This is a genomic window from Microbacterium sp. gxy059 (assembly GCF_050958665.1).
Taxonomy (GTDB): domain Bacteria; phylum Actinomycetota; class Actinomycetes; order Actinomycetales; family Microbacteriaceae; genus Microbacterium.
Window position 1 is genome coordinate 257,382 of the sequence record NZ_JAMXWT010000002.1, and the last position, 25,732, is coordinate 283,113.

Below are 25,732 nucleotides of genomic sequence, written 5' to 3' on the forward strand. Positions count from 1 at the left end.
ATGCTCTTCTCACCCGTCTTCTTCCGCGTCGAGGCGATCCGCCAGCTGCGGAACCCCTACACGCTCGTCTTCACGCTCGCGATGCCCATCGCGATGTACCTGCTGTTCGGCGCGGGGGCCGCTTACGGGGACATGAGCGCCGGGCACGGGAACGTCCGGTTCTACGTGATGTGCTCGATGGCGGCGTTCGGCGCGGCGACGGCCATGAGCTCGCTCTGCTCGCTCGCGGCGTCGGAGGTCGGGCAGGGATGGGGCAGGCAGCTGGCGATGACGCCGATGCGGATGGCCGGATACGCGGCGGTAAAGCTCGCGAGCGCCCTCTGCTTCGCGGCTCTCGCGACCGTCCTGCTGTTCATCGTGGGCGCCGCGACGGGCGCCAGGGCGGAGGACGCCTGGCGATGGGTCGCCGTCGGAACGCTCGTGCTCGCCGGATCCCTCATGTTCGGGCTGTTCGGCCTCGGCGTCGGGCTCGCCTTCAACTCCGACTCGTCGGCCGCGCTCGCGTCGATCGCCATCACCTTCTTCGGATTCTTCGGGAACGTGTTCATGCCGCTGGACGGCGTGATGCTCGACATCGCGCGCTTCACGCCCATGTACGGCTACGCCGCGCTCATGCGCTGGCCGATCACGGAGGGCGCGCTGATGTCGGGCGGTCAGGACCCGCTGTGGCTCGTGCTCGCGAGCGTCGCCGCCTGGACAGCCGTGTTCGCGGCCGTGGCGCGCATCGGCGTCCTCCGCTCGCGGCGGCGTCGATAGGCTCGGGGCATGGGGACGACGGGACGGGCGGGGGAGCGGGATCCCTGGGAGCGCTGGGGATGGCTCATGGCCGTCGTCTGGATGGTCTTCCTCGCCTTCCCGATCATCTCGCTGCTGCGATCGGACGCCTCGCCGTTCGCCGTCGGCATCGGCTGGTTCGGCCTCGTCGCCTTCGGCGCGGCGTACGTCGCGGGCTTCCTGCGCGGGATGCGCGGAGGCTGGCGTCGGCCTGTCCGCTCCGTCCTCCTGCTCTTCCTCGCGGCGGTGCTGTGCGCGGGGCTCACGGTGCCGGCGATCGGCTGGCAGGCGACGAGCTTCCTGCCGTTCCTTATGGCCTACGCCGCATACGGGCTGGCGCGCCCCTGGCACTGGACGGTGCTCTCGGCGAGCGTCGCGCTGGTCGTCGCGCACGCGATCCTCGCCCCGGCGCGCGGCGAGCAGCCGGCCTGGCCGCTGCTCGGCATCGTCCTGATGATGGCTGTCGTGAACACGATCACCACCTGGCTCATCGACCGATCGGTCGCCGCAGAGGAGCTGCGCCTCGACCTCGCGACGAGCCGCGAGCGGGAGTCCGTCGCCCGCGACGTGCACGACCTGGTGGGGCACTCGCTCACCGTCGTGAAGCTCAAGGCGGAGCTCGCCGCGCGACTCGTCGAGAGGGATCCGGCCGCGGCGCGCGCCGAGCTCGAGGAGATCGCGCGCCTCACGGGCGAGGCGATCTCAGGCGTGCGGAGCACCGTGACGGGGCTGCGGGCCGAGGGCCTCGACGCGCAGCTGGCGGCGATCAGGGCGGCGTTCGAGTCCGCCGGGATCGACATCGAGGTGGTCGGGGACGCCTCGGCGCTCTCGACCGCCCAGTCCCTCCCGGCGGGATGGATCCTCCGGGAGGCGACGACGAACATCCTGCGCCACGCGCGGGCGCGGAGCGTGCGCATCGTGCTCGCGCCGGGCACGATGACGGTGGAGGACGACGGCACGGGGCTGCGAGGGGCGCCCGGAAACGGGCTGCGGGGGATGGCGGAGCGGGCGGCGGCCGCGGGCGCGGTGCTCGACGTGGCTCCGCTCGGAGGGGGAGACCGAGGAACGAAGGTGAGCCTGACATGGTGAGCGAGCCGATCCGCCTGCTCGTCGCGGACGACCAGGCGCTCGTGCGCGGGGCGCTCGGCGCGCTGCTCGACCTGGAGCCGGATCTCGAGGTGGTGGGGTTCGCGGGCGACGGCGCCCAGGCCGTCGCCGAGGCCGCGCGGCTCGCACCGGACGTCTGCCTCGTGGACATCCAGATGCCGGGCGTCGACGGGATCGAGGCGACCCGCGCGCTGCGCGCGGCGCACCCCGCGACGCGGGTGCTCATCGTGACGACGTTCGCGCGCCCCGGCTATCTCCGGGCGGCGCTGGACGCCGGGGCGAGCGGGTTCGTCGTGAAGGACGCGCCGCCGGAGGAGCTCGCGGACGCGGTGCGCTCGGTGCACGCCGGGAGGCGCGTCGTGGATCCCTCGCTCGCTGAGGCGACGCTCTTCGACGGCGACAGCCCCCTCACGCCCCGGGAGCAGCAGATCCTGCGTCTCGCGGGCGACGGACGCGCGGCCGCCGACATCGCCCGTGAGGTCTTCCTGTCCGCGGGAACCGTGCGCAACCATCTCTCGTCGGCGATCGGCAAGACCTCCGCGCGCAACCGCGCGGAGGCCGCCCGCATCGCCCGCGAGAAGGGCTGGATCTGAGGATCCGCCCCTCCTCGCGGGCACGCCGGACCCGAGGCCGGCGTCAGCCCTCGGACGCGCGCGTGCCGGGCGACGGGTCGCCGGCCGCGGCGAGCGCTCTCTTCTCGGCGCGCGCGGAGCGATACCGGAAGAAGAGCGTGAGGAGCCCTCCCGAGATGTTGTGCCAGACGCTGAAGACGGCGGCGGGCAGCGCGGCCACGGGGCTGAAGTGGGCGGCCGCGAGGGTCGCCGCGAGGCCGGAGTTCTGCATCCCGACCTCGACCGCCGTCGTGCGGGCGACCCGCTCGGGATAGCGGAAGACGCGGGCGGCGAAGTAGCCGAGGAGGTATCCGAACCCGTTGTGCAGCACGACGACGAGCAGCACGAGGAGCCCGGCTTCGACGATCCGCTCCGCCGACCCCGAGACGACCGCGATGACGACGTACGAGATGCCGAGCACGCTGATCCAGGGGAGGATCGGGAGGATCCGGTCGATGAGGCTGCGCAGCAGCCAGCGGACCAGCAGTCCGGCGACGATCGGGATCAGGACGAGCTGCACGATGGACAGCGCCATGGCGCCGGCGTCGACGGGGAGCAGCGTTCCCGCGAGCCACAGCGTGAGAAGCGGCGTGAAGATCGGAGCGAGCAGCGTCGACACCGAGGTCATGGTCACGGAGAGCGCGACGTCGCCCTTCGCCAGGTAGGTGATGACGTTCGACGAGGTGCCACCGGGGGCGCATCCGACGAGGATGACGCCGATCGCCAGCTCGGCGGGCAGCTGGAAGACGAAGACGAGCACGACCGCGATGCCGGGCATGATCACGTACTGGGCGACGACGCCGAGCAGGATCGGCAGCGGCCTCTTCACGATGAGCGCGAAGTCGGGGATCGTGAGGGTGATGCCCATCGCGAACATGATCAGGCCGAGCGCGACGTTCGTGTACGCGGCGAGCGGCACGGTCTGCTCGGGGAACAGGAACCCGACGAGGAACGCCGCGATGATGATGACGGGGAAGACCGTGACGGCGACGCGGGCCGATCGATCCTCCGCGTTCCTCGTCTGCGGCACGGTGTTGTCTGACTCTGCGGGCGCCATGCGGCTCTCCTCGAGCTTCTGCGTTGCGGTGAAGGAGGCAGGGATCGCCTGACGATCGGGGCGGCGATCGTGGCGCCGACGGGCTCCGGCTCGGGGTGGGAGACGCGCCCGACCCCCCAGCATATCCGCGGGCGCGCGATGCTCCGGAACCCCGGCGCGAGCGCCGTTCCGCTTCGCATGATCGTCGAACTCTGTGACCGGGAGGAGGATCTCGGTGACATGATCTGAGGCGTGAGAGGGGGCGTCGCGATGCTCGGCTCTCCCGGAGAGGCCCCGCCGCGATGACGCGGCGCTCCTCCCGGCCGCAGAGAGGAGGGGTGATGGGCACCCGCACGAGCATCATCCGGCTGACCCTGTTCTCGCCCGATGCGCAGACCGTCGAGGGGATGGCCGCGGCGCGCACCGCGGAGACGCGCGAGCGGATCCGGCGCTGGCCCCGCATCGAGACCGGCGGGATCGCGACCGCCCTGGCGGGCGTCGCTCTGCTCATGCTGGCGCCGCTCGCGTCGGTCGCGGTCGCGATCTGGTCCGGCGTCGCGGACGGCGATCCTGCCGCCCCGATGCGGGGGATCTGGGGCACAGCGGTCGGCGTCGCCGGCATCGGGGTCCTCGCCTGGGGCCTCGGGAGCTCCCGACGGCGGGCCGTGTGCTTCTCCGACGGATACGAGAGCCTGGGCGTCGTGGACCGGGCCATCGAGCACCCCGGCAGCGGCGACGAGATGACCTGGTGGGACCTGCGGATCAGCGCGGTGCTGCCCGACGGCACGACGATGCGCCGACGGCTCCACCTCGAGGGCGAGCATCACGACCGTCGGGTCGGCGGCCCGGTGCGCTTCCGCCACAGCACCCTCGACACCGAGGCGCTCGACGACATCCACGTCGTCGCTCGGCCCGGCCGTCCATCCGGGAGGGGCCATGATGACTGAACGGGCGCTCGTCCGCATCCGGCGTGCGCGGCGCCGCGCCGAACCGACCATCGGAGGAGGGACATCGTGACCGCTCGGAACTGGCCAGCGGATCCCGCATCCGCCTGGGCGGAGGCCGTGCGGTCGCCCGCGTCCTCCGAGCGCCTCGCGGATCCGCCCGATGCCGACGCGGCGGATGCGGCGTCGATCGCGGACTGGATCGAGGATCAGCGGTCGGTGCTGCCGCTGCTCGCGATCGTCAGCGCGGTGGTCGGGGTGCTCCTCATCGGCGGCCTGCTGATCGGCAGCCTTCCCCGCCCCGAGGAGCGCGCAGGGGGAGCCGCGGCGCTGTGGGCGGCCGGGACCGGACTGCTCGTCGCGAGCGTCGTGCTCGGGCTATGGGAGGCGATCAGGCGGCGGAGGCGGAGGACGCGCCCGGCGCGCCTGATCCCGGAGGCGCGCCTCGTGGTCTGCGAGCTGCACCCGACGCGCTTCGCGGTTCGTGAGGGCGACGGCTACCGGGAGACGTGCGTGGCGATCGCCGCGGACACCCCGGATGCGCAGGCCGCCCGGCTCGCCGACGACGACGGTCTCGCCCGCCGCGCCCGCGACGAGGCGTGGAACCCGCGCGACGCGACCGTGTTCGCCTCGGAGGAGATCTTCGGCCCCGACGCGTCGGGCGGCTATCTCGTGCGCCGCCCCAACCCTCCGGCCGACGGCTGGGGCGTGCTGATCACCCCGCGCCGGCCCGCGCGGATCGTGGGGCAGCTGCGGTTCGCCGAGGTCCGTCGGTGGACAGGGACGGGATGGAGCCGGTGAGATGAGTGCGATCGACCCACGCAGCCGTCTGCGACGCAGGCGCTGGTTCCTCCCCGCTCTGCGCGCCGTGCTCTGGACCCTGTCCGGCGCCGTCGCCTTCGCGATCGCGCTTCTCCTCGTCGCGGTCCCGTTCGATGAGGGCGGCTGGCTGCTCGGATGCGCGCCCGTCGCCCTCCTGCTCGTCATCGCGGTCGGGCTCACCGACGCGAACACCGACGACCTCGCGCGGAGGGCTCGCTATCCTTGGCCGTATCTGCTGTGGATCATCGGCATCCTGGCGAGCTGCGCCGGGGAAGGGCTGCTCCTCGGGTGCGCGTGGCTCGCCGTCCGCGGCTCCGTTCAGGGCGTCGACCAGAGGCCCGCGGCGTCACTCGCCTGGCTCGGCGCCCTGCTCCTGCTCGTCGGAATCGGTCTGCTGGTCGGCTCCGCGCTCCTGCGCGTCCGCAGCGGGAAGAGCGCCGAGCGCGCCCGCAGCGTTCGGCTGACCGGACCGCGCGTGCCGGCGGTCGTGACCGAGGTCACCCAGAACCGCAGCGACAACGTGCAGATGCTCTGGAACGTGACCCTGCGGTTCGAGGACTCCCAGGGCCGGCCGCGCTGGCACACGCTCGTGCATCACGACCGGGTGCGGGTCGGCAGCAGGCGCGGTATACGATTCGATCCCCGGAAGCCCCAGCGCCGGTCGACGATCTTCGTGGAGTGGGACCGCCGATGAGCGCGCGTCGCGCCGCGGCCGTCCTGCCTGCGGCGGCGCTCGCTCCAGGCTCTCCGACGGGATGCGCGCTGTTTCCCGATCCGGTCGCCGTCAGGCACGTCGAGGACACCCGGGAGGCGCGATGAGCTCGACCCTCCCGCGGCCGGACGACGGCTGGGCGCACGTCCTGCGGCAGGCCATCGCCGTCGCGGCGCTCTGGGCGGTCGCGACGTTCGGCATCGCGGCGGCGGGCCTGCCGCAGATCGACCCGCAGTGCTACACGGACTCGGACGGCGGGGCGCAGATCTGCCCGCTTCACCCCGATCCCGCGCTCACCCACCTCTTCGACGCCCGCTGGCCCGCCGTGCCCGAACCCGTGACCGTGTCGGCGACCCTCGCGGCGCTGTTCCTGGGCGTCGGGCTCGTCCTCTTCCTCGACACCTCGGAGCCCTGGTCGGAGCGCGGCGGGGCCCCGACGGCAGCCGGGCACATCGCGGGTCTGCTCGGCGCGGGCCTCGGCCTGTTCGTCGCCGGGCCCGGCTTCCTGGATCCGCTCGTCGCGATCGGGATCACCGCGCTCGGCGCCCTGCTGCTCCTGCTGGGGCTGCTGGACCTGCGCGCCTTCGTCCGGGCGCTGCGCCGGCGGTATGCGCGTCACCTGCGCCGCGAGCACCTGCTCGCGTACGGCACCCGCACCCTCGCCGCGATCACCGAGCTCGTCTGGACCGAGCGGTACGGCGGTGCGGACGGCGACGAGCCGGTGTTCGTCGTGACGGCCCGGTTCGGGAAGCGATCCCGTGCGCGCACGGTGACCGACGAGCTGTCGGTGCCGCGCGCGGACGCTCCCGTCGTCGGCGGCACCGTGATCGTCATCCACGACGGGCGGGAATCGCACGCGACCGGCATCGACGTGATCCTCGAGCGCGACCCCGAGGGCCTCCGCGACCCCGATGCGCTCGAGAGGTATCCGGAGCCGCCCGAGAGCTCGCCGAGCTGAACCGTCGGATCGAGGCCGAGCCATGGCCGGGTTCGACGCGGCCATCGATGAGCCCCGCAGATCTCTCGGTTCCCCGGGCACGGACGTCGCGGTTCTGAAGCCCGCCGGCATGGCGGATCTGTTCGCGCTGACGGCGGCGCTGCGCGTCTAGCGGTTCGGAGCGACGATGATCGCGACGACGGCGACCGTGACGACCAGCACGATCGCGGCGGTCAGCAGGAGCGCGAACGCGAGGGGGTGCGCGTACCGCCACGGCATGAACCGGTGGTCGACGGCACGGACGTGTGCCGCCGTCGTCGGTTCGACGAAGTGGGTGACGGGGATGCCTCGCCGGGTCAGGTCGGTCGCCAGCGCGGACATCTGCTCGTACGTCCACATCTGCCCGACGAGCGAGAGCAGCCGTCGGCGGTTCCCGGCGAGCACGAGGTGGTGGGCAGATGCTCCGACCCCGAGCGCCAGGCGATCGATCATCGCCGCCCGCGTGACGTCGGAGGCGACCAGTCTCCGCGTGGCGAACCAGCCGGTCACCGTGTAGCCGCCCTCGCCGAAGACGATCCGCTGCCGCGCGACCAGCCTCGGGACGGCCAGGAGGATGGAGAGCAGGAGCAGCAGCGCGAGTGCGACGCAGCAGGCGAACACGATGGGCCATGCGCGGGGGTAGCCGGCAAGCGCCAGGAGCGGGCCGGGGATGGCGAGCAGGGGCAGGGCGGCCCACGAGAGCTGCCGGTTCATCCGGATGATGTGCCGACGATTCTCCTCGGTGATCCGCATCTCGACCATGGCGCAGATCCTATTCGTCGCGCGCATTCCGCGTCACCGGCGACCAGCGGCGCCCGCTTGTACAGTGGGAGCAGGGGGCGCGGATGCGTCCGAGGGACGCCTCCGCGATGATGCGGTCGATGCCCTGCGTGGAGCGAGAGGGGAAGGTGATGTCTTCGGATCCGAGCGACGTGCGTGCGGCTCTGGAGCGGGGGACCGTCGATGAGGTCGTCCAGATGCTCGATCCGGGCGAAGCGGCCTCGTGGACGGACGGCCACCGACCGGCGCTCGCCCTCGCACTCCAGAACCGGTCTCCCGCAGACCGGCTGGCGATCGCTCACCTGCTGCTCGACCGGGGCGCTGACGCGGGATTCGTGCTGGGACGCGACCGAGTCGGCGCGCTGCACATCCTGTTCAGCCACGAGCCGCACGATTTCGCGGCCGAGGGCGTGCTGGCGACGAGGCTGATGGACTGCGGAGCCGACCCGAACCTCGTCTCCGCCAGGTTCGGATCGCCGCTGGCCACCCTGGCCGCCGCCTTCAAGTACACCGACCAGACCCTGCAGCCCTTCTACACGGCGCTGATCGACTCGGGACGCCTGGATCTCGACACGGTCGACAAGGGAGGCCGGACGATGCTCGAGAACATCGCCGTCAAGGTCACGCGTCGCCAGTCGCTCTACGACCAGCTGCGGGCGCTCCCGCCGAACACGAGCCGCGGTCCGAGATAGGTCTCCCGCGCAGACCCCGTCGGCGGACGGCTCGCGCGCACCGGATGCCGCGTCGCCAGGTGGCGGCCGGCTGCGCCCGTCCCTCCGCCTCTGTGCCGGGGGTCTCGCCTGAGCGCAGCGCCTCCGGCGCCGGATCAGTCGGCGGCATACGGGCGGAGGCGGATGGTGTCGTCGGAGATGGTGACGACGATGCCTTCGGCCAGGGCGAGCAGCCTTCCGGCCAGGGGCTCGGAGCGGACGGCGCCGGTGCGGTCGACCGCGACGCTCGTCTTCCGGTCGTCGGAGGCGACCCAGATGTAACCGTCATCGCCTGCGGCCTGCACGATCCCGTTCTCGAGCGCGGTCCCGCCCCGGATCACCTCGCCCCCGTCGTCGACCGAGTAGAGGACCGTGGCGTCGTCTTCAGCGGCCCAGGCGGCGAATGCACCGCCCTCGGCCCGGCCGAACTGCGGGAGCATCGGCTTCGGAGCGTTCGGCGCCGTGATGATCTCCCCCGTATGCAGGTCGATCAGCTCGCCTGCCGGGAGGAAGGCCGCGGCGAGCCGATCCCGGGGGTGCCCGTCGACCGCCCACATGCCCGTCTCCCCGTCGCCGACCGTCCACAGGCGCTCCCCGCTGCCGGCATCGAGCCCGCCCAGCACCGCGTCCTCCGGCGAGGAGGGCGAACCGGACGAGACCCCGACGACGTCGCCTTCCACGAAGGCCGCCACGAGATCCTGCTGCGCCCACAGCACATGCCCGGTGCGGGAATCGAGGCCGACGGCGACATCGACGCGCTCGCCGTCCTCGCTTCCCTCCCCGCGCACGTTCGCGAGCACCACCTCCGCCGAGGCGTCGACCACGTCGATCGACGCGGTGCGATCGATGATGCCGTCCACGTGATCCGGAACCACCGGCGCACCCCAGAGCGGAGTGCCGTCCGCGGGATCGAGCGCGACGACACCCGACTGGCGGGCGCCCTCGTCCTCCCCGTCCGCGCACTCGTCCCCCGCGGCATCGCCGCAGCGGGTCGCGTCGTATCCGACGAAGACGCTTTCCGGTCCGACGACCACCGAGGAGAAGTCCAGGCGTCCTTCGCCGAGACCGGCGCTGGACACGAGATGTTCGGTCTCGGACGCCGTGAGCTGCCACGACAGCTCGCCGGTGGCGCTGTCGTACGCGTCCAGCTCCTCGCCGTCGTCGGTCGAGAACGACGACACGACGAGGCGCCCGTCCTCGAGCCCCACCGCGCCCAGCAGCGACTCGCGATACTCGCCTTCGTCGCCGATCTGCGTCTCGCCGACGGCGAGGCCAGGCAGTTCCCGCCCCTCGTCGGGCGCGGGTGCGTCATCGGTGCGCACGGGCTCGGGTTCCGACGGGGCTCCGCACCCTGCCAGCATCAGGCCGACCGTCAGCAGGCCGACCGCCGCGAATCGACGCACGCGCATCCCCTCTCCGCCTCCGCCGCCAGCTTAATCGTCCTCTGCGCCCGCGCAGGAGGCGTTCGTCCGAAGCCGCGGAATGACGTCGGAGGCGAACGGCGGGCAGAGCTCCGACGAGGACGACGTCGTCGTGCCGGGGACCGGTCGCGTTCGCCGGAACAGCGCCGGCGTCTCCGGCTCCGCGGGCTGCGTCGGCTGCGGCTCGATCACGCGGACGGCGTGCGCGAGCTCCTCGGACGCGCCGCCGCGTCTCGGCGGAGAGCACCGGAGCGAGGCTCCGGAGACGGCGACCAGAAGAGCCCCCGTGGCCCGCTTCGGCCCGCGAAGCGGACGGAAGCGGGCACCCGAGGGCTCTCGAGTGAGAACGCCGCATGCGTTCGTGCCTCCGGAAAGCCCGGAGATCCGGGCCGAATCAGGTGGTGGAGGCCACGCTGGGGCGGTTACACCCCGTAGTAGAGCTCGAACTCGTACGGGTGGGGGCGCTGCGCCATCGGGAGGATCTCGTTGTCGTACTTGTAGTCGATCCAGGTGTCGATGAGGTCCTGCGTGAACACGCCGCCCTCGAGGAGGAACGCGTGGTCGTCGCGGAGCGCCTCCAGCGCCGCCGACAGGCTCGTCGGGAGCTGCGGGATGCCCTTCGCCTCCTCCGGCGGGAGCTCGTAGAGGTCCTTGTCGATCGGCTCGAGCGGCTCGATGCGGTTGCGGATGCCGTCGAGGCCCGCCATCAGCTGCGCGGCGAAGGCCAGATACGGGTTGCCCGAGGCGTCGGGGGCGCGGAACTCGATGCGCTTCGCCTTCGGGTTCGAGCCCGTGATCGGGATGCGGATCGCCGCCGAGCGGTTGCCCGCCGAGTAGACGAGGTTGATCGGCGCCTCGAAGCCCTTCACCAGGCGGTGATAGCTGTTGAGCGTGGGGTTCGTGAACGCGAGCAGCGCTGGGGCGTGCTCGAGGATCCCGCCGATGTACCAGCGCGCGACGTCGCTGAGCTGGCCGTAGCCCTGCTCGTCGTAGAACAGCGGCTCGCCGTCGAGCCAGAGCGACTGGTGCGTGTGCATGCCCGAGCCGTTGTCGCCGAAGACGGGCTTCGGCATGAACGTCGCCGTCTTGCCCCACTCCTCGGCCGTGTTCTTGACGATGTACTTGAACTTCAGGATGTCGTCGGCCGCGTGCACCATCGTGTCGAAGCGGTAGTTGATCTCCGCCTGGCCGGCCGTGCCGACCTCGTGGTGCGAGCGCTCGAGCTCGAGGCCCGCGTCGGCGAGACGGAGGCAGATGTCGTCGCGCAGGTCCGCCTGCTTGTCGACGGGGGAGACGGGGAAGTAGCCGCCCTTGTGCGGGGTCTTGTTCGCGAGGTTGCCGCCCTCCTCCTCGCGCCCGGAGTTCCAGACGGCCTCCTCCGAGTCCACGGAGTAGAAGCTCTTTCCGGCCGAGACCTCGTAGCGCACGTCGTCGAAGACGAAGAACTCGGCCTCGGGGGCGAAGAAGGCGGTGTCGGCGATGCCCGTCGACGCGAGGTACTTCTCGGCCTTCTTGGCCACCTGGCGCGGATCGCGGTCGTAGATCTCGCCGTTGCGCGGGTTGTAGATGTCGAAGACCATCACGAGGGTCTTGTGCTGGCGGAACGGGTCGACGTACGCGGTCGTCACGTCCGGGATGAGCTGCATGTCCGACTCGTTGATGCTCGCGAAGCCGCGGATCGAGGATCCGTCGAAGAGCTGGCCGTTGACGAAGAAGTCCTCATCGACCGTCGACGCCGGGACGTTGAAGTGCTGCTGCACACCGGGGAGGTCGGTGAACCGGATGTCGACGAACTTGACATCCTCGTCCTGAATGAACTTCAGCACGTCGGACGGATCTTTGAACATGGAGGCTCCAGACGTATGGGACTTCGGGCGCTGTCCCGCGAGCGGTCAGCTGCTCACAGGGTAGGCAGGGGCGATTGCCCTGTCGTGTCTCGTGTGTTTCCTGAATGTTACATGCGAGCCCGCCGCGGGCCCCGGCGGCGCGCGCCCATAGGCTGGACGCGTGACATCGGACGAGCGCGATTACGACTACCCCGGGAAGTCCCTCGGACGGCCCCGTTCGGGGCCGGGGAGCGTCGCCTCCGTCTCGCGGCGCGTCGGAGCGATCGCGACCGACTGGGCGGCGATCGTGCTGCTGTCGGTGACGTTCTTCGACTACGCGTGGTGGTCGATGCCGCTGCTCCTCGTCGTCATCCACACGGTGTTCATCGCGACGGCCGCCGGCAGCCCGGGACACCGGATCTGGGGGCTGCGCGTCGTGCGCCGCACCGGCGAGCGCAACGGGCTGTGGCGGCCGCTCGTCCGCTCCGCGCTGCTCGCCCTCGTGATCCCGGCCGCGATCTGGGACGAGAACCAGCGAGGCCTCCACGACCTCCTCGCCGACACCGTGGTGGTGCGGGGCTGAGGATCGGTCGCGGAGGCCTGCGGACGACGCGGGTCAGCGGGGCTTGGGAGCCCGGACGCGCGTGGGGTCGATGCCCTTCGGGATCGGCAGCGAGGCGACGCCGTGCTGGAGCGACTCGGTGCGCGCGACCAGCTGCGTCATCCCGGCGCGGTCGACGACCTTGGGCAGCTTCTTGATCGTGCGCGCCAGCTGAGAGATCCGCACGTCGTCCTCGCCGTGTCCGACGTGCAGCACCGTGACGGGCACGGCGCCGTGGGTGATGCGGAGGACGGTGGTCTTCTCCTTCTTGACGAGCTTCTCGATCTGCTTACGCGATCCCTCGCCGACGAGGACGACCCCGCCGCGGCCGACCGCGCGGTAGACGGCGTCCTGCGTCTTCGGGTTGACCGCGACCGGCATCTCCTCGCCGCGCCAGCGACGGCCGAGCATGTTGCCGACGACGTGCCCCGCGCCGCCCGGCATGCCGTCGATCCGGCGGTACATCGCCTTCGTCGCGAGGCGGTTCATGAGCAGCATCGAGGCGATGAAGCCCAGCATGATGCCGAAGATGCCCCAGATGATGTAGCCCCACCAGGGCTGGCCCGTGAGCAGGGCGATGCCGATGCCGACGCCGATGCCCGCGACGACGATGAGCGGCAGCACCCAGGCGAGCCAGGGGTAGGCCTCGCGCGTGAACGTGAAGAGGCTCTTGATGGTGCGGAAGAATCCGGGGCGCTTCTCGGGCTCGGACGTGCGTGGTGCCATGTCACCAGCTTACCGGCCGCGCCGCGCCTCCTCCTGCGCGCCGACCTCGCATCCACAGGCGAGGATCCTCCGGATCCGTCCCGAAACCGAGAGGCGGTCGCCGCGCGAGCTCTCCGGAGTCGGGATGCTGTCGTCATGACCGCGACGATCGCCCAGCCGAAGGACATCCGCCTCGACGAGCCGGTGCGGGCGATCCGCCGCTTCTCGGAGCACGCGGCGGATGGCCTCCTCGTGCGCGCGACGCTCGCGGACGAGCCGGTGCTCCTCGCCGATGCGGAGGCTCTCGTCGACTGGGCGGGGTGGCGCTGCCCCGACGCGCAGCACGTCCTCGCCCCGCGCGACATCGTGCGTCGGGCGGAGGGGCACGACGTCGTGCTCGACGATCTCGCGGAGCGCCTCGACGCGGTCTGCGGGCGCCGTGCGGCCGCAGGCGAGGCGTGGGCGCGCGGAGAGGCGGTGACCCTCGCCGTCGCTGCGCTGCGCGGCGTGGAGGAAGCGTCGGATGTCGGAGACGAGCCAGGGGAGTGGTGGCTGACGTGCGACGGGCGCCCGATCTTCGTCCATCGGCTCCCCGGGTCGTCCGAGGGGAAGCCGGTCGTCGAGGCGACGAGGCTGCTGCTGGAGGCGGTCGCGCAGGGGTGCGGCGATCGGCACGTCGTGCGGGTGCTCTCCGAGGTGCGCGAGGCGCTCGCCCGTCCCCGGAGCATCCCCCGCCGCGCCGCCGAGCTCGAGAGCCTCCTGTTCGACGCGGCCGCGCCGCAGCCGATCGCCGTCGGGGGAGAGCGCCCGACGGTCGTGCGGGAGGGGGTGGAGCGGACCGAGGCCGACGAGGGCGACGGCGCCGGCTGGCGGGCGCTCCTCGTCCGTCACGTCGACGGCCGGATCGCGGACCTCGTCGTCGATGCGGCGGGGCCCCTCCTCGCCCGGTGGCGTGCGCGGCGAGACCGGAGGGAGGCCAGGCGCGCGAATGGCCCGGCGGATGCTCCCACGCCGGAGCGGCCGCCCCGCCGAGGCCGCCGGGCCGCGGTCGGCCTGGTCGCCGGGCTCGCGGTGCTCGCGGGTGGGCTGCTGTGGCCGGGAGGCGAGAGCCCGCCCCGCGCCGCGGGCGAGGGAGCGTCCGTGACGCGCGGGGTCGGGGACGAGGGGACGAGCGCGGAGCCGCCGCCTCCTTCCGAGGAGGCGGCGGGTGATGCGGCCGAGCGTGCGCCGGCCGACGGCGGGGCTCCCGTCAGCGAGGAGGCGGATCCGATCGCGGAGGCGGAGCGTCTGCTCGCCGCCGCCGACGACTGCGCCGAGGAGTGCCCGACGCGGGAGGTGGCGTTCGTCGAAGACCTCGGAGACATCGTGGTCATCCGCATCGAGGAGGAGGGCGTCGAACCCCGGTTCGCCGCCGTCGAGAGGACGGACGACGGCTGGGCGCTCCGCGCCGCGGACGCCGAAGGGGCCGGGCGACGCGTCGCGTCTCCCGGCCCCTTCGCGCCGATCGGAGGGATCAGATGCCGAGGTTCCCGGCGAACTCCGCCTCCTCCAGGCGCGCCTTGACCGCCGACAGGTAGCGGGCCGCGTCGGCGCCGTCGATCGTCCGGTGGTCGTACGAGAGCGCGAGGTACACGTACGAGCGGATGCCGATGGCCTCCACGCCGTCGACCTTCACGACACCGGGGCGCTTGAACACGATGCCCGTGCCGAGGATCGCCGACTGGGGGAGGAACACGAGCGGGGTGTCGAACAGCGCACCGCGCGATCCCGTGTTCGTGATCGTGAAGGTGCCGCCGGCGAGGTCGTCGGGCTTCAGCTTGCTGTCCCGCGTGCGGGAGGCGAGGTCGGCGATGCCGGCCGCGATCTCCGAGAGGTTCTTCGACGACGCGTCGCGGAGGACCGGCGTGAACAGGCCCTTCTCGGTGTCGACCGCGATCGAGAGGTTCTCGGTCTCGGGGTAGACGATGCTGTCGCCGTCGAGGGTCGAATTGATCACCGGGTAGGCCTTGAGGGCCTCGACCGCGGCGAGCGAGAAGAAGGGCAGGAACGAGAGCTTGTTGCCCGTCTTCTCCAGGAACTCGGCCTTCTTCGCATCGCGGAACGCCGCGAGCTTCGTGACGTCGACCTCGACGATGGTCGTGAGCTGCGCCGTCGTGTTGAGCGACTCGACCGCACGCGACGAGACGACCTTGCGCAGGCGGCTCATCGGCTGCGTCGTGCCGCGCAGCGACGAGGTCTCGAGGATCGTCTGCGGGCCCGACGCGGCGGGGGCCGGTGCGGACGCGGCCACGGACGAGGCCGCCGGGGCGCCGCTCTTCGCGGCGTTCAGGACGTCCTCCTTGCGGATGCGTCCGCCGACGCCCGTCCCCGTGACGGAGGCGAGGTCGACGCCGTGCTGAGTCGCGAGCTTGCGCACGAGCGGCGTCACGTACTGCTTCTGCCCCTCTGCGGGAGCCGCGGCCTGCGGGGCCGCCTGCGCGGGCGCGGCGGGCGCTGCCGCGGGAGCGGCGGGCTTCTCGGGGGCGGGTGCCGGTGCGGCGGGCTTCTCCGCGGCGGGTTCCGCGGGCTTCTCGGCGGGTGCCTCGGGTGCGGCGGCGGGGGATCCGCTGCCGACGCGGGCGAGGACGCCGCCGACCTCGACGGTGTCGTCCTCTGCGGCGAGGAGCTCGAGCACGGTTCCGGCGACGGGCGACGGGACCTCGGTGTCGACCTTGTCGGTGGAGATCTCGAGGAGGGGCTCGTCGACGTCGACGGTGTCGCCGACCTGCTTGAGCCAGCGGGTCACGGTGCCCTCGGTGACGGACTCGCCGAGCTCGGGGAGCACGACGTCGGTCGCGTCGCCCGACGACGCAGGCGCCTCAGCGGCGGGTGCCGGCGCGGCCTCGGGGGCGGCGGGCTCTGCGGGCTTCTCGGCCGCGGGTGCGGGGGTCTCGGCGGGTGCCTCGGGTGCGGCGGCGGGGGATCCGCTGCCGACGCGGGCGAGGACGCCGCCGACCTCGACGGTGTCGTCCTCTGCGGCGAGGAGCTCGAGCACGGTTCCGGCGACGGGCGACGGGACCTCGGTGTCGACCTTGTCGGTGGAGATCTCGAGGAGGGGCTCGTCGACGTCGACGGTGTCGCCGACCTGCTTGAGCCAGCGGGTCACGGTGCCCTCGGTGACGGACTCGCCGAGCTCGGGGAGCACGACGTCGGTCGCGTCGCCCGACGACGCAGGCGCCTCAGCGGCGGGCGTCTCAGCCGCGGGAGCCTCGGCGGCAGGAGCCGCGGACTCCTCCGCGGCGGGAGCGGTCTGCGCCGGGGCGGCGGGAGCCTCCGAAGAGCCCGAGCCGTCGCCGACCTTCGCCAGCTCGGCCCCGACCTCGGCGGTCTCGTCCTCCTGCACGAGGATGGCCTCGAGCACACCGGCGACGGGCGAGGGGATCTCGGTGTCGACCTTGTCGGTCGAGACCTCGAGCAGAGGCTCATCGACCTCGATGGTGTCGCCCACCTGCTTGAGCCAGCGGGTGACCGTTCCCTCGGTGACGCTCTCGCCGAGAGCGGGGAGGACAACGGAAGTGCTCATAATCGAGTCTCCTTAAAAAAGGTGTGAATGCGTGAATCAGCTTAGGGGATGGGCGCGCGTTCGCGCCCGGGCGACGCTCAGAGCGTGTGGAGGGGGGAGCCGGCGAGCGCGAGGAACGCCTCGCCCAGCACCTCGCTCTGCGAGGGGTGCGCGTGGACGAGCGGCGTGAGATCGTCGGGCGTGGCCTCCCACGCGACCGCGAGCTGCCCCTCCGTCACGAGCTCGCCGACCCGGGGGCCGACGAGGTGCACGCCGAGCACGGGGCCGTCGACGCGCCGGACGACCTTCGCGAATCCGCCGCGGACATCGGAGCCCGCGGAGACGATCTCGGACTTGGCGTTGCTCGCGAGCGGCACCTCGACGGTCCGGACGGCGTCGGCGCCGAAGCGCTCCGCCGCCTGCGGCTCCGTGAGGCCGACCGATGCGATCTCCGGCGTCGCGTAGGTCACGCGCGGGACGAGAGCGTCGTCGAGCGGCGAGACGGGCAGATCGTGGATGCGCTCCGCGATGAACAGGCCGTGGCGGAACCCCCGATGCGCGAGCTGGGGGCCCGACACGAGATCGCCGGCCGCCCAGACATGCGCGGCCGGCGTGCGGAGCTCCGCGTCGACGGAGACGAAGGGGCCCTCGAGGGCGATGCCCGCCTCGTCGAGCCCGATGCCGGCCGTCGCGGGAACGCGGCCGATCGCCACGAGCACGGTGTCGGCGTCGAGCACCTCGCTCGCGTCGTCGCGTCCGATCGTCACCGACGCGCCGTCGGCCGTCTCGGAGACGCCGGAGACCGGCGCGGACAGCTCGACGCGGATCCCCCGTCGGCGCAGCGCCTTCAGCAGGGCGTCGCGCACGGCGGGATCCTCGTTCGGGACGAGGGTCTCCGCCGCCTCGACGATGACGACCTCGGCCCCGAGGGAGCGCCAGGCGCTCGCGAACTCGACGCCGATGACGCCCCCGCCGATCACGACCGCCCGGTCGGGGACGCGCTCGAGGGCGAGGGCGCCCTCCGAGTCCATGACGCGCGGACCGAAGGCGACGCCGGGGAGAGCGCGGCTGGCGGCCCCCGTCGCGAGGACGACGTCGCGCCCGACGAGCAGGTCGTCTCCCACGGCGATCGCCGGGGAGCCGTCACCCGTCAAGAGGCGTCCTTCGCCCGAAACCACCTCGACGCCGCGGGCCGACAGGAGGGAGCGCAGCCCGCGATGCTTGCCCTCGACGAGCTTCCGCCGCCAGGCGAGCGCCGATGCGGGGTCCACGCCGTCGAGCGTCGCGTGCACCCCGACCGCCGCGGCGTGGCGGACGGCGTCCGCCACCTCCGCGGTGTGCAGGAGCGCCTTCGTCGGAACGCATCCGCGGTGCAGGCAGGTGCCTCCGACCGCGTCGCGCTCGACGACGGCGACGGAGTCGCCCAGCTCCGCGGCGCGGAGCGCGGCCGCATAGCCGGCGCTGCCGCCGCCGAGGACGACGAGATCGAATTCGCGTGTGGCCACGGCTCTGTCCTCCCCGGTCGCGCTCAGGCGACCTGTCCGCCCGCGGCGACGAAGTCGATGAGCGCGCGCGTCGACGCGCCCGTGGGGCCCTTGTCCGTGAAGCCCCAGGCGGAGGAGGTGCTCATCGACGAGCCCGCGATGTCGAGGTGGGCCCACGGGATGCGCTCGCCCTCGGGATCCCCGTCGACCCGGCCGACGAACCGGCGCAGGAACAGGCCGGCGTACAGCGAGCCCGCCGCGCGGTTGCCCACGTTCGCGTTCTGCATGTCGGCGACGCGGGAGCGCAGCTCCTCCTCGATGTACTCGGGGAGGGGGAGGGCCCAGGCCGGCTCGCCGGTGCGGTCGGCCGAGCGCAGGAAGGCGTCGACGGCCTCGTCGGATCCCATGACGCCCGTGTACCGCGTGCCGAGCGCGACCACCATCGCGCCGGTCAGCGTCGCGACGTCGACGATCACGTCCGGGGTCTCGCGGCTCGCGGCCACGAGCCCGTCGGCGAGGACGAGGCGCCCCTCCGCGTCGGTGTTGGTGACCTCGACGGTCGTGCCGTCGGCCATCGTGAGCACGTCGCCGGGGCGCGTGGCGCGACCGGACGGCATGTTGTCGGCGATGCACATCCACGCGGTGACGCGCGTCGGCAGGCCGAGCTGCGCGGCCGCGCGGACGACGGCGAGCACCTCGGCCGCGCCCGTCATGTCCTCCTGCATGCCCACCATCGACGCCGCCGGCTTGAGCGACAGGCCGCCGGTGTCGAACGTGATGCCCTTGCCGACGAGGGCGACGTGGCGCTCGGCGCCCGCCGGGGCGTAGTCCAGGCGCACGAGGCGCGGCGGGCGGTCGGAGCCCTGGCCCACGCCGAGGATGCCGCCGAAGCCGCCGTCGGCGAGGTCCTTCTCGTCCCAGACGGTCACCTGGATCGGAAGGCCCTTGGCGGCCGACTCGGCCGTCGCCGCGAGCTGAGCGGGGCTCTGCCTGTCGGCGGGCGTCGAGACGAGATCCTTCACGAGCGCGACGGCCTCGGCGTGCACCCGAGCCGTCTCGAGGTCGGCATCGGACACGTGGGCCGGCGCCCCGACGAGCACGCGGGACGCGCGGCGGCGCTTGGCCTTCGCGTCGGCGTCGTCGCTCCGGAAGTCGTCGAACGCGTATCCGCCGAGCGCCGCGCCCTCGGCGGCGGGACGCCACGCGTCGTCCACGGCGTCCGCGACGTGCACGGCGACCGAGTCGAACCCGGTCAGCTGCCGCACGCCGGCGCCGATCGCCTCGCGGACCGCGTCGGCGTCGGCGGACGATCCGAGCCCCGCGACCGCGATGGGCAGGGAGGAGACCTCCGGGGCGTGGACCCGGGCGAAGGAGCCCTTCGCGCCGGTGAAGCCGATGGCGTCGAGCGCGGGGCGGAGACCGAGCATGTCGTCCGCGGATCCCTCGAGGGAAGGAACGGCGACGACGAGGGCATCGGCCTCCTCGTGCGGGAACGTGGCGTGCGTGATCGCGAGTTCGGGAAGAGGCATGCCCCCATCCTAGGTTCGCGCCGTCGACCGCGGCGCGAGCCGCGCGGAGCGGCCCCTCGCGCGCCGGACCCTCGTAGCATGGAAGGATGCCCCGGTTCACCGACATCGTCGAGCGCGTCGCGAACGCGCCCGTCGTGCCGTCGCGCCTGCCCCTCGTCGCCCTCCTGACGGGCTTCACCGACGCCGGCGGCGCGGTCGCATCGACCGTCGAGTACATGCGCGAGGAGCTGGATCCCCAGCCCGTCGCGGTGTTCCGCAACGACGCCCTGCTCGACTACCGCGCGCGGCGTCCGATCCTCACCTTCGACCGCGACCACATCTCGGAGATCCGCGCGCCGAGGCTCGAGCTGTCGCTGGTGCGCGACGCCCTCGGGCAGCCCTTCCTCCTTCTGTCGGGGTACGAGCCCGACTACGCGTGGGAGGCGTTCGCGGACGCCGTGCGCGACCTCGCCGACGCGTTCGACGTCGCGTCGTTCACCTGGGCGCACGCGATCGCGATGCCCGTGCCGCACACCCGCCCCCTCACGACGACCGTCAGCGGATCCCGCGAGGAGCTCATCCGCGCCCACTCGGCGTGGAAGCCCACGACTCAGGCCCCCGCGACGATCGGCCACCTCCTCGAGCTCCGCCTGTCCGAGGACGGCTACCCCGTCACCGGCTTCGTCGCGCTGGTGCCGCACTACCTCGCGGAGACGGAGTACCCCGCGACGGCGCAGCTCGTCCTCGATCGGTTCATGGCGACGACCGGCCGGGTGTTCGACCTCGACCGGGTTCGCGAGAGCAACGGCGAGTTCGTGGCGCGCATCGACGAACAGATCGCCCAGAACGAGGAGCTCGCCCGCATGGTGGGCGTGCTCGAGGGGCGGTACGACGCGTACATGGCGGGGGAGCGGGACCACGCGGGCCAGGACGTGATCGGCGACCTCGATGAGGGCGACCTGCCGAGCGCCGACGAGCTCGCGGCGGAGCTGGAGCGCTATCTCGCGTCCCGGCCGGCCGACGACGACAAGCAGGGCGGATCGCCCTTCTGATCCTCGGGAATGCCGAGCCGCTCGCGCGCGTTGCACAGAGGGTGCGGGCGTCGCCGCGTCCCTGTGCGGAAGCGGCGACGACCTGTGAGACAATACCGAGACGACCCGTTGTCTCGCCTCCTCGTCGCCGGGGCGGCACTTGACAAGGGTCTTCATCGTGCTCGAACACACCCGGGGCGCTGGCGCGCGGTGGCCCTGGTGAAAGGCGAAACGTGACCCCTGCCACGAAGACCACGAAGACCGAAGAGGTCGACGAGACCGCTTCGACGACGGCTGCCCGCACGGGCGCCGCCGCGAAGCCCGCTGCGAAGAAGGCTGCCACCGAGAAGAAGACCGCCGCGAAGAAGACGACCTCGGCGAAGGCCGCGGCGGCGAAGAAGCCTGCGGCGAAGGCTCCCGCCAAGAAGACGACCGCTCGCCGCAAGAAGGACGTCGTCGACGAGATCGTCGACGCGCCGAGCCCCGAGGTCGACGAGCCCGAGGAGACGAAGGCGCCGAAGAAGGAGGCGACCGAGCCTCTGCCGACCGGCGCGATCGTCATCAGCTCGAGCGAGGAGGAGGACGTCCCCGTCTACTCCACGCAGATCACGGGCGCCACGGCCGACCCCGTCAAGGACTACCTGAAGCAGATCGGCAAGGTGCCGCTCCTCAACGCCGCCGAGGAGGTCGACCTCGCCATGCGCATCGAGGCCGGTCTGTTCGCGGAGGAGAAGCTCTCGCACATGTCCGCCGCCGAGAAGGCGGAGCAGCGCGGCCTCGACCTCCAGTGGGTCTCCCGCGACGGCAAGCGCGCCAAGAGCCACCTGCTCGGCGCGAACCTGCGTCTGGTCGTGTCGCTCGCGAAGCGCTACACAGGTCGCGGGATGCAGTTCCTCGACCTCATCCAGGAGGGCAACCTCGGCCTCATCCGCGCCGTCGAGAAGTTCGACTACACCAAGGGCTTCAAGTTCTCGACCTACGCGACGTGGTGGATCCGCCAGGCGATCACCCGCGCGATGGCCGACCAGGCGCGCACGATCCGCATCCCCGTGCACATGGTCGAGGTCATCAACAAGCTCGCCCGCGTGCAGCGTCAGATGCTGCAGGATCTCGGCCGCGAGCCCACGCCCGAGGAGCTCGCCAAGGAGCTCGACATGACGCCCGAGAAGGTCGTCGAGGTGCAGAAGTACGGTCGCGAGCCGATCTCGCTGCACACCCCCCTCGGCGAGGACGGCGACAGCGAGTTCGGCGACCTGATCGAGGACACCGAGGCGGTCGTCCCTGCCGACGCGGTGGGCTTCACGATGCTGCAGCGTCAGCTCGAGAGCCTCCTCGACTCGCTCTCCGAGCGCGAGGCGGGCGTGATCCGCATGCGCTTCGGCCTGGGCGACGGACAGCCCAAGACGCTCGACCAGATCGGCGACACGTTCGGCGTGACGCGCGAGCGGATCCGTCAGATCGAGTCGAAGACGATGGCCAAGCTGCGCCATCCCAGTCGCTCGCAGTCGCTCCGGGACTACCTCGAGTGATGGGCGCCGAGGCGAACGAGGGCAAGGCCCTCGAACGGGAGGTCGACGGCGTCGCGTACCAGCGGATCCCGATCCGCACGCACGTCGTCATGCCCGGCGAGAAGCTCGAGGACGTCGTCACGCGCTACGCGGCGTCCGAGGTGCAGGAGGGCGATCTCCTGTTCATCACCGAGAAGATCGTCGCGATCATGCAGGGCCGCTCCTACATGATGAGCGAGATCCAGCCGCGTCCCCTCGCGCGCTTCCTCTCGAAGTACGTGACGAAGACGGCCTACGGCATCGGACTCGGCATCCCCGAGACGATGGAGTTCGCCCTGCGCGAGGTCGGCACGCTGCGGATCCTGTTCGCGGCGGCCGTCTCCGCGGTGACGAAGCTGTTCGGCCGCAGCGGCGACTTCTACCGGATCGCCGGCGACAAGGCGCGCGCGATCGACGGACCGACGCCCGGCACGATCCCGCCCTACAACGACGCCGTCGTGCTCGGCCCCGAGCGTCCCCGCGAGGTGGCCGCCGAGGTGAAGAAGCTCGTCGGATGCGACGTCGCGGTCGTCGACATCAACGACCTGGGCGGCAACATCCTCGGCTCGACGCTCGACAAGACCGCCGAGCGCGCCCTGCTGAAGGTGCTCCAGGACAACCCTCTGGGGCAGGGACACCAGTCCACCCCCATGGGCATCATCCGGTCGCTCTGACCGCACCGCGCACGACGACGGCCCCCTCGATCTCGAGGGGGCCGTCGTCGTGCGAGCGGGTCAGAAGCCGATCGCGGCGCGGTAGCGGGGCTTGTGGCCCGTGCGGATCCCGGAGACGCTCGGCTTGTTCTCGTAGACGCCCGCTCCCCAGTTGCCCTCGACGAGGTCGGCGCCCTCGTCGGTGACGACGACGTCCCAGCCGGCGTACTGCACCTCGGGGACCTCGCGCGCGGCGCGATCGATGAGCGCGATCGCCTCGTCGAAGTGCGGCAGCTGGAAGTCGGCGATGCGGAACCCGCTGTCGGGGTGGGTCTCGTGCACGTGGCCGTGCGAGTCGTATCCGGCGCTCATCGCGTGCCCCGTGTCGGGGTCGAGCATCGTGTAGAAGCCGCCGTACGACATCTGGTCGCTGACCTCGCCGCGACCGAACTTCTGGGCGACGGCCAGGATCGACACGTCGACGCCGTCGAAGAACGCGACGATGCGGGTCGTGTTCACCGTGCCGGGGCAGACGGCGGACAGGTCGGCGTGCTGCGCGATGACCTCCTCGAGGAGCATCTCGTCGCCGTCGACGAGACGGCGGTGGAAGGCCGCCCAGTCGTCGATGTCCCGCGCGTGGTAGCGGCGCACCCCGAGGCCCATGTGGCTGACGGGGACCTTCGCGATGACCGTGCCGAGGCGCTCGACGAACGCCTGCACCTCGTTCGCGTTGTCGCGCGTGACGACGAGCCACTCGCGGTCGATGTAGGCGTCGAAGCGGCGGTTGAAGGCGATCTTGTCCTCGAAGACGGCGCGGCCCGCGGGCTGCGAGTACCGCTGCGCCAGCTGCATCGACACGGGATGCGTCATGAAGGTCTCCCGCTCGTCGCGCGAGAGGATCGCGAAGTCGTAGTCCACGTAGTCCTGGAAGGCCACGTCGTGCTTCGCCGCGGACCACAGCATGTCCCAGACGACGGAGGGGACGGCCTTGCCGTGCTGGTCGCGCACCTCCTTCGCGCGCTCGACCACCGAGGCGATGTCGATGCGGCGCGCGCGCTCCGCGAGATAGCGGAGCTTCGGTCCGAGAGCGAGGCCGTTGGCAGGCATGGATCCTCCGGGTCGGGGACGGTGTCGGGCGCGCGACGCACAGGTTCCATCACGCGAACCCGCCCTAGTCTAGGTCGGGTGGGTGTCTCGACTCTGAGTGGGAGCGCACCGCGGGCACGCGTGTCGCGGGCGGCTCTCGACGCGAACCTCCTCTCCGCCGCCTCATCCGGCCTGGCCGTCGATCTGCGGCGGGACGCCTGCGGCCACGGCCTCGCGACCGTCGCGCGAGCGGCCCTCGCCGCGGGGATCCGCGACGCGCGCGCGGACGACGTCGACGTCGCCCGCGTCGAGGGCCTCGGGCTGAGGGCGACGCAGGGGAGGGCGATCCCCCTCGACGCGGTCTTCGGCCTGGCCGGCGCTGGGGCGCCCGTCATGACCCTCGCGGCTCCCGTGCTGCAGACCAAGCTCCTTGCCGTCGGCGACGGCGTCTCGTACGGCTACCTCCACCGCGCGGAGCGCGACACCGCGGTCGCCCTCGTGTCCGGGGGCTACGCCCAGGGGGTGCCGCGCGCGATCGGCGGAAGCGCGTCGGTGCTCATCGGGGGAGCGGAGCATCCCGTCATCGGACGCGTCGCGATGGACGTGTGCGTCGTCGACATCGGCGATGCGCCGGTCGAGCCGGGCGACGAGGCGATCTTCTTCGGGCCGGAGGCGCCCGGCCTCCTCGACGCGTGGGCCCGCGCGACCGGATGGACGCCCCTGGAGCTCGTCGCGATGGCGGGGCTGGGAGCCCCGAGGGAGGAGAGCGCATGAGCGCGGAGCTGCGCATCGACCGGGAGCGCCTCACGGCGAACATCCGCGCGGTCCGCGAGCGGATGTCGCCCGCTGAGACGCTCGTCGTCATCAAGGACGACGCCTACGCCCTCGGGGTCGAGACCGTCGTCGCGGCCGGTCTCGCCGCCGGCGCGCGGTGGTTCGGGGGCATCGACGTGCCGAGCGCCGTGCGCGCGAAGGCCGCGGCGGGGGAGGGGGCGCGCGTCCTCGCCTGGATGACGGTGCCGGACGAGGAGGCGGAGGCCGCCCTGCGCTCGGGACTGGAGCTGGGGGTCGGCGACGCCGGCTACCTCGAGCGCATCGCGGCGCTCGCGGGGCGGACGGGACGCCCGGCCGCGGTGCACCTGAAGATCGACACCGGCCTGCACCGCAACGGGGTGCGCCCCGAGCACTGGGACGTGTTCTGCGCGCGCGCTCGCGCCAACGAGCGCGCGGGACGGATCCGCGTCGTGGGCCTCTGGAGCCACATCGCCGAGGCGAGCGACGCCGAGGACGACGCCTCGCGCGCCGTGTTCGACGACGCCGTCCGCCGCGCGCGGCGCGCGGCGCTGGAGCCCGAGGTGCGCCACCTCGCGGCGAGCGCCGCCGCGTGGCATCGGCCGGAGTTCCGGTACGACCTCGTGCGCATCGGCGCGTTCTGCTACGGCGTGCGCTCCGCCGACGGCCCCGATCTGCCGGGGATCGCGCCGGCGATGTCGCTCGTCGCGCGCGTGGAAGGCGTCGGCCCCGATGCGGTGCGCATCGGCATCGGCGCCGTGGACGGACTGCCCTCGGCGCTCGGGGGGCGGGCGCACGTCGCGACGCCCGCCGGTCGACGCGCGGTCCGCGAGATCGGGCCGTTCGAGACGACGGTCGGGGCGTGGGACGGGGCGGCGATCGGCGACGAGGTGATCGTGTTCGGTCCCGGCACGCGGGGGGAGCCCACCCCGACCGACCTCGGAGAGCTCATCGGCACGGTCGGCGAGGAGCCGCTCCTGCGCCTGTCCCCGCTGATCCCGCGGATCGCGATCTGACGGGAGCGGATGAGCACGAGCTGATGCGCGTCCTGAGCCAGCCCGATCA

At 72.4% G+C, this 25,732-nt stretch carries 25 protein-coding genes; 16 read left to right on the forward strand and 9 right to left on the reverse strand.

The features are described from left to right. The 3 genes from NHL53_RS02800 to NHL53_RS02810 are packed head-to-tail and all read left to right on the forward strand — an operon-like array spanning nt 1 to nt 2,474. Nucleotides 1-756, forward strand: coding sequence for an ABC transporter permease (locus NHL53_RS02800; RefSeq protein ID WP_433774931.1), 756 nt, complete (start codon nt 1-3; stop codon nt 754-756). Between the two features lie 9 nt (nt 757-765). Further along, nucleotides 766-1,863: a sensor histidine kinase gene (locus tag NHL53_RS02805; protein ID WP_433774933.1), complete on the forward strand. Its 1,098-nt coding sequence runs from the start codon at nt 766-768 to the stop codon at nt 1,861-1,863. Beyond that, the gene (locus tag NHL53_RS02810; RefSeq protein WP_433774935.1) at nt 1,857-2,474 is read left to right on the forward strand and encodes a response regulator; all 618 of its coding nucleotides are present in this window, start codon (nt 1,857-1,859) and stop codon (nt 2,472-2,474) included. Before NHL53_RS02805 ends, NHL53_RS02810 begins: the two co-directional genes overlap by 7 nt. Before the next feature lie 43 nt (nt 2,475-2,517). Here the strand turns inward: NHL53_RS02810 and NHL53_RS02815 are convergent, their stop codons facing one another. Then, nucleotides 2,518-3,549: a bile acid:sodium symporter family protein gene (locus NHL53_RS02815; RefSeq protein WP_433774937.1), complete on the reverse strand. Its 1,032-nt coding sequence runs from the start codon at nt 3,547-3,549 to the stop codon at nt 2,518-2,520. Nucleotides 3,550-3,869: 320 nt separating this feature from the next. Here NHL53_RS02815 and NHL53_RS02820 point away from each other — a divergent pair, with 320 nt between their 5' ends. From NHL53_RS02820 to NHL53_RS02840, 5 genes are all read left to right on the forward strand, one after another. Continuing rightward, nucleotides 3,870-4,475, forward strand: coding sequence for a hypothetical protein (locus NHL53_RS02820; RefSeq protein WP_433774939.1), 606 nt, complete (start codon nt 3,870-3,872; stop codon nt 4,473-4,475). Between the two features lie 66 nt (nt 4,476-4,541). Next, nucleotides 4,542-5,273, forward strand: coding sequence for a hypothetical protein (locus tag NHL53_RS02825; RefSeq protein WP_433774941.1), 732 nt, complete (start codon nt 4,542-4,544; stop codon nt 5,271-5,273). Nucleotide 5,274: 1 nt separating this feature from the next. Beyond that, nucleotides 5,275-5,988 carry a hypothetical protein gene (locus NHL53_RS02830; protein WP_433774943.1) on the forward strand — a complete coding sequence of 238 codons (714 nt, stop codon included), beginning with the start codon at nt 5,275-5,277 and terminating at the stop codon, nt 5,986-5,988. 121 nt (nt 5,989-6,109) lie between these two features. Then, nucleotides 6,110-6,964, forward strand: coding sequence for a hypothetical protein (locus tag NHL53_RS02835; protein ID WP_433774944.1), 855 nt, complete (start codon nt 6,110-6,112; stop codon nt 6,962-6,964). Between the two features lie 22 nt (nt 6,965-6,986). Further along, nucleotides 6,987-7,115 carry a hypothetical protein gene (locus NHL53_RS02840; protein WP_433774946.1) on the forward strand — a complete coding sequence of 43 codons (129 nt, stop codon included), beginning with the start codon at nt 6,987-6,989 and terminating at the stop codon, nt 7,113-7,115. Here the strand turns inward: NHL53_RS02840 and NHL53_RS02845 are convergent. After that, nucleotides 7,112-7,744 carry a hypothetical protein gene (locus NHL53_RS02845; protein ID WP_433774948.1) on the reverse strand — a complete coding sequence of 211 codons (633 nt, stop codon included), beginning with the start codon at nt 7,742-7,744 and terminating at the stop codon, nt 7,112-7,114. The two genes, NHL53_RS02840 and NHL53_RS02845, sit on opposite strands and share 4 nt — an antisense overlap. A 149-nt stretch (nt 7,745-7,893) precedes the next feature. On the opposite strand from NHL53_RS02845, the gene NHL53_RS02850 reads away from it, so the two are divergent. Then, nucleotides 7,894-8,454: a hypothetical protein gene (locus tag NHL53_RS02850; protein ID WP_433774949.1), complete on the forward strand. Its 561-nt coding sequence runs from the start codon at nt 7,894-7,896 to the stop codon at nt 8,452-8,454. A gap of 134 nt (nt 8,455-8,588) precedes the next feature. Here the strand turns inward: NHL53_RS02850 and NHL53_RS02855 are convergent, their stop codons facing one another. Further along, nucleotides 8,589-9,875, reverse strand: a complete 1,287-nt coding sequence (locus tag NHL53_RS02855) for a PQQ-binding-like beta-propeller repeat protein (protein ID WP_433774951.1) — start codon at nt 9,873-9,875, stop codon at nt 8,589-8,591. Between the two features lie 440 nt (nt 9,876-10,315). Then, complete coding sequence (gene glnA, locus NHL53_RS02860) at nt 10,316-11,740, reverse strand: type I glutamate--ammonia ligase (protein ID WP_433774953.1); 1,425 nt, start codon at nt 11,738-11,740, stop codon at nt 10,316-10,318. Between the two features lie 160 nt (nt 11,741-11,900). Here glnA and NHL53_RS02865 point away from each other — a divergent pair, with 160 nt between their 5' ends. Beyond that, a complete protein-coding gene (locus tag NHL53_RS02865) occupies nt 11,901-12,302 on the forward strand; it encodes an RDD family protein (RefSeq protein ID WP_433774954.1) in 402 nt (133 codons plus the stop codon). A gap of 33 nt (nt 12,303-12,335) precedes the next feature. Here NHL53_RS02865 and NHL53_RS02870 read toward each other — a convergent pair whose 3' ends face one another. Continuing rightward, nucleotides 12,336-13,046 (reverse strand): DUF4191 family protein, encoded by a 711-nt coding sequence (locus NHL53_RS02870; protein ID WP_433774955.1) that lies wholly within the window; start codon nt 13,044-13,046, stop codon nt 12,336-12,338. 135 nt (nt 13,047-13,181) lie between these two features. Between NHL53_RS02870 and NHL53_RS02875 the strand changes: the two genes are divergently transcribed. Beyond that, complete coding sequence (locus NHL53_RS02875) at nt 13,182-14,588, forward strand: hypothetical protein (protein WP_433774956.1); 1,407 nt, start codon at nt 13,182-13,184, stop codon at nt 14,586-14,588. Here NHL53_RS02875 and sucB read toward each other — a convergent pair. From sucB to NHL53_RS02890, 3 genes are all read right to left on the reverse strand, one after another. After that, nucleotides 14,539-16,587, reverse strand: a complete 2,049-nt coding sequence (gene sucB / locus NHL53_RS02880; protein WP_433774958.1) for a 2-oxoglutarate dehydrogenase, E2 component, dihydrolipoamide succinyltransferase — start codon at nt 16,585-16,587, stop codon at nt 14,539-14,541. The two genes, NHL53_RS02875 and sucB, sit on opposite strands and share 50 nt — an antisense overlap. Before the next feature lie 77 nt (nt 16,588-16,664). Then, nucleotides 16,665-18,071, reverse strand: coding sequence for a dihydrolipoyl dehydrogenase (gene lpdA, locus NHL53_RS02885; RefSeq protein ID WP_433774960.1), 1,407 nt, complete (start codon nt 18,069-18,071; stop codon nt 16,665-16,667). A gap of 23 nt (nt 18,072-18,094) precedes the next feature. Next, complete coding sequence (locus NHL53_RS02890) at nt 18,095-19,579, reverse strand: leucyl aminopeptidase (protein WP_433774961.1); 1,485 nt, start codon at nt 19,577-19,579, stop codon at nt 18,095-18,097. An 86-nt stretch (nt 19,580-19,665) separates the two neighbouring features. Here NHL53_RS02890 and NHL53_RS02895 point away from each other — a divergent pair, with 86 nt between their 5' ends. The 3 genes from NHL53_RS02895 (at nt 19,666) to NHL53_RS02905 (ending at nt 22,810) form a co-directional block, all read left to right on the forward strand. Further along, nucleotides 19,666-20,610 carry a proteasome assembly chaperone family protein gene (locus NHL53_RS02895; protein ID WP_433774962.1) on the forward strand — a complete coding sequence of 315 codons (945 nt, stop codon included), beginning with the start codon at nt 19,666-19,668 and terminating at the stop codon, nt 20,608-20,610. A gap of 212 nt (nt 20,611-20,822) precedes the next feature. After that, entirely contained in the window at nt 20,823-22,118 is a 1,296-nt protein-coding gene (locus NHL53_RS02900) for an RNA polymerase sigma factor (protein WP_433774963.1), read from the forward strand. After that, the gene (locus NHL53_RS02905) at nt 22,118-22,810 is read left to right on the forward strand and encodes a coenzyme F420-0:L-glutamate ligase (RefSeq protein WP_433774964.1); all 693 of its coding nucleotides are present in this window, start codon (nt 22,118-22,120) and stop codon (nt 22,808-22,810) included. Before NHL53_RS02900 ends, NHL53_RS02905 begins: the two co-directional genes overlap by 1 nt. Nucleotides 22,811-22,870: 60 nt before the next feature. Here the strand turns inward: NHL53_RS02905 and NHL53_RS02910 are convergent, their stop codons facing one another. After that, nucleotides 22,871-23,896 carry a sugar-transfer associated ATP-grasp domain-containing protein gene (locus NHL53_RS02910; RefSeq protein ID WP_433774965.1) on the reverse strand — a complete coding sequence of 342 codons (1,026 nt, stop codon included), beginning with the start codon at nt 23,894-23,896 and terminating at the stop codon, nt 22,871-22,873. A 120-nt stretch (nt 23,897-24,016) separates the two neighbouring features. On the opposite strand from NHL53_RS02910, the gene NHL53_RS02915 reads away from it, so the two are divergent. Together NHL53_RS02915 and NHL53_RS02920 are read left to right on the forward strand one after the other, a co-directional pair. Further along, on the forward strand, nt 24,017-24,649 hold the full coding sequence (locus tag NHL53_RS02915) for an alanine racemase C-terminal domain-containing protein (protein WP_433774966.1): 633 nt from the start codon (nt 24,017-24,019) through the stop codon (nt 24,647-24,649). Beyond that, on the forward strand, nt 24,646-25,683 hold the full coding sequence (locus NHL53_RS02920; protein WP_433774967.1) for an alanine racemase: 1,038 nt from the start codon (nt 24,646-24,648) through the stop codon (nt 25,681-25,683). Before NHL53_RS02915 ends, NHL53_RS02920 begins: the two co-directional genes overlap by 4 nt. Nucleotides 25,684-25,732: the final 49 nt, after the last annotated feature.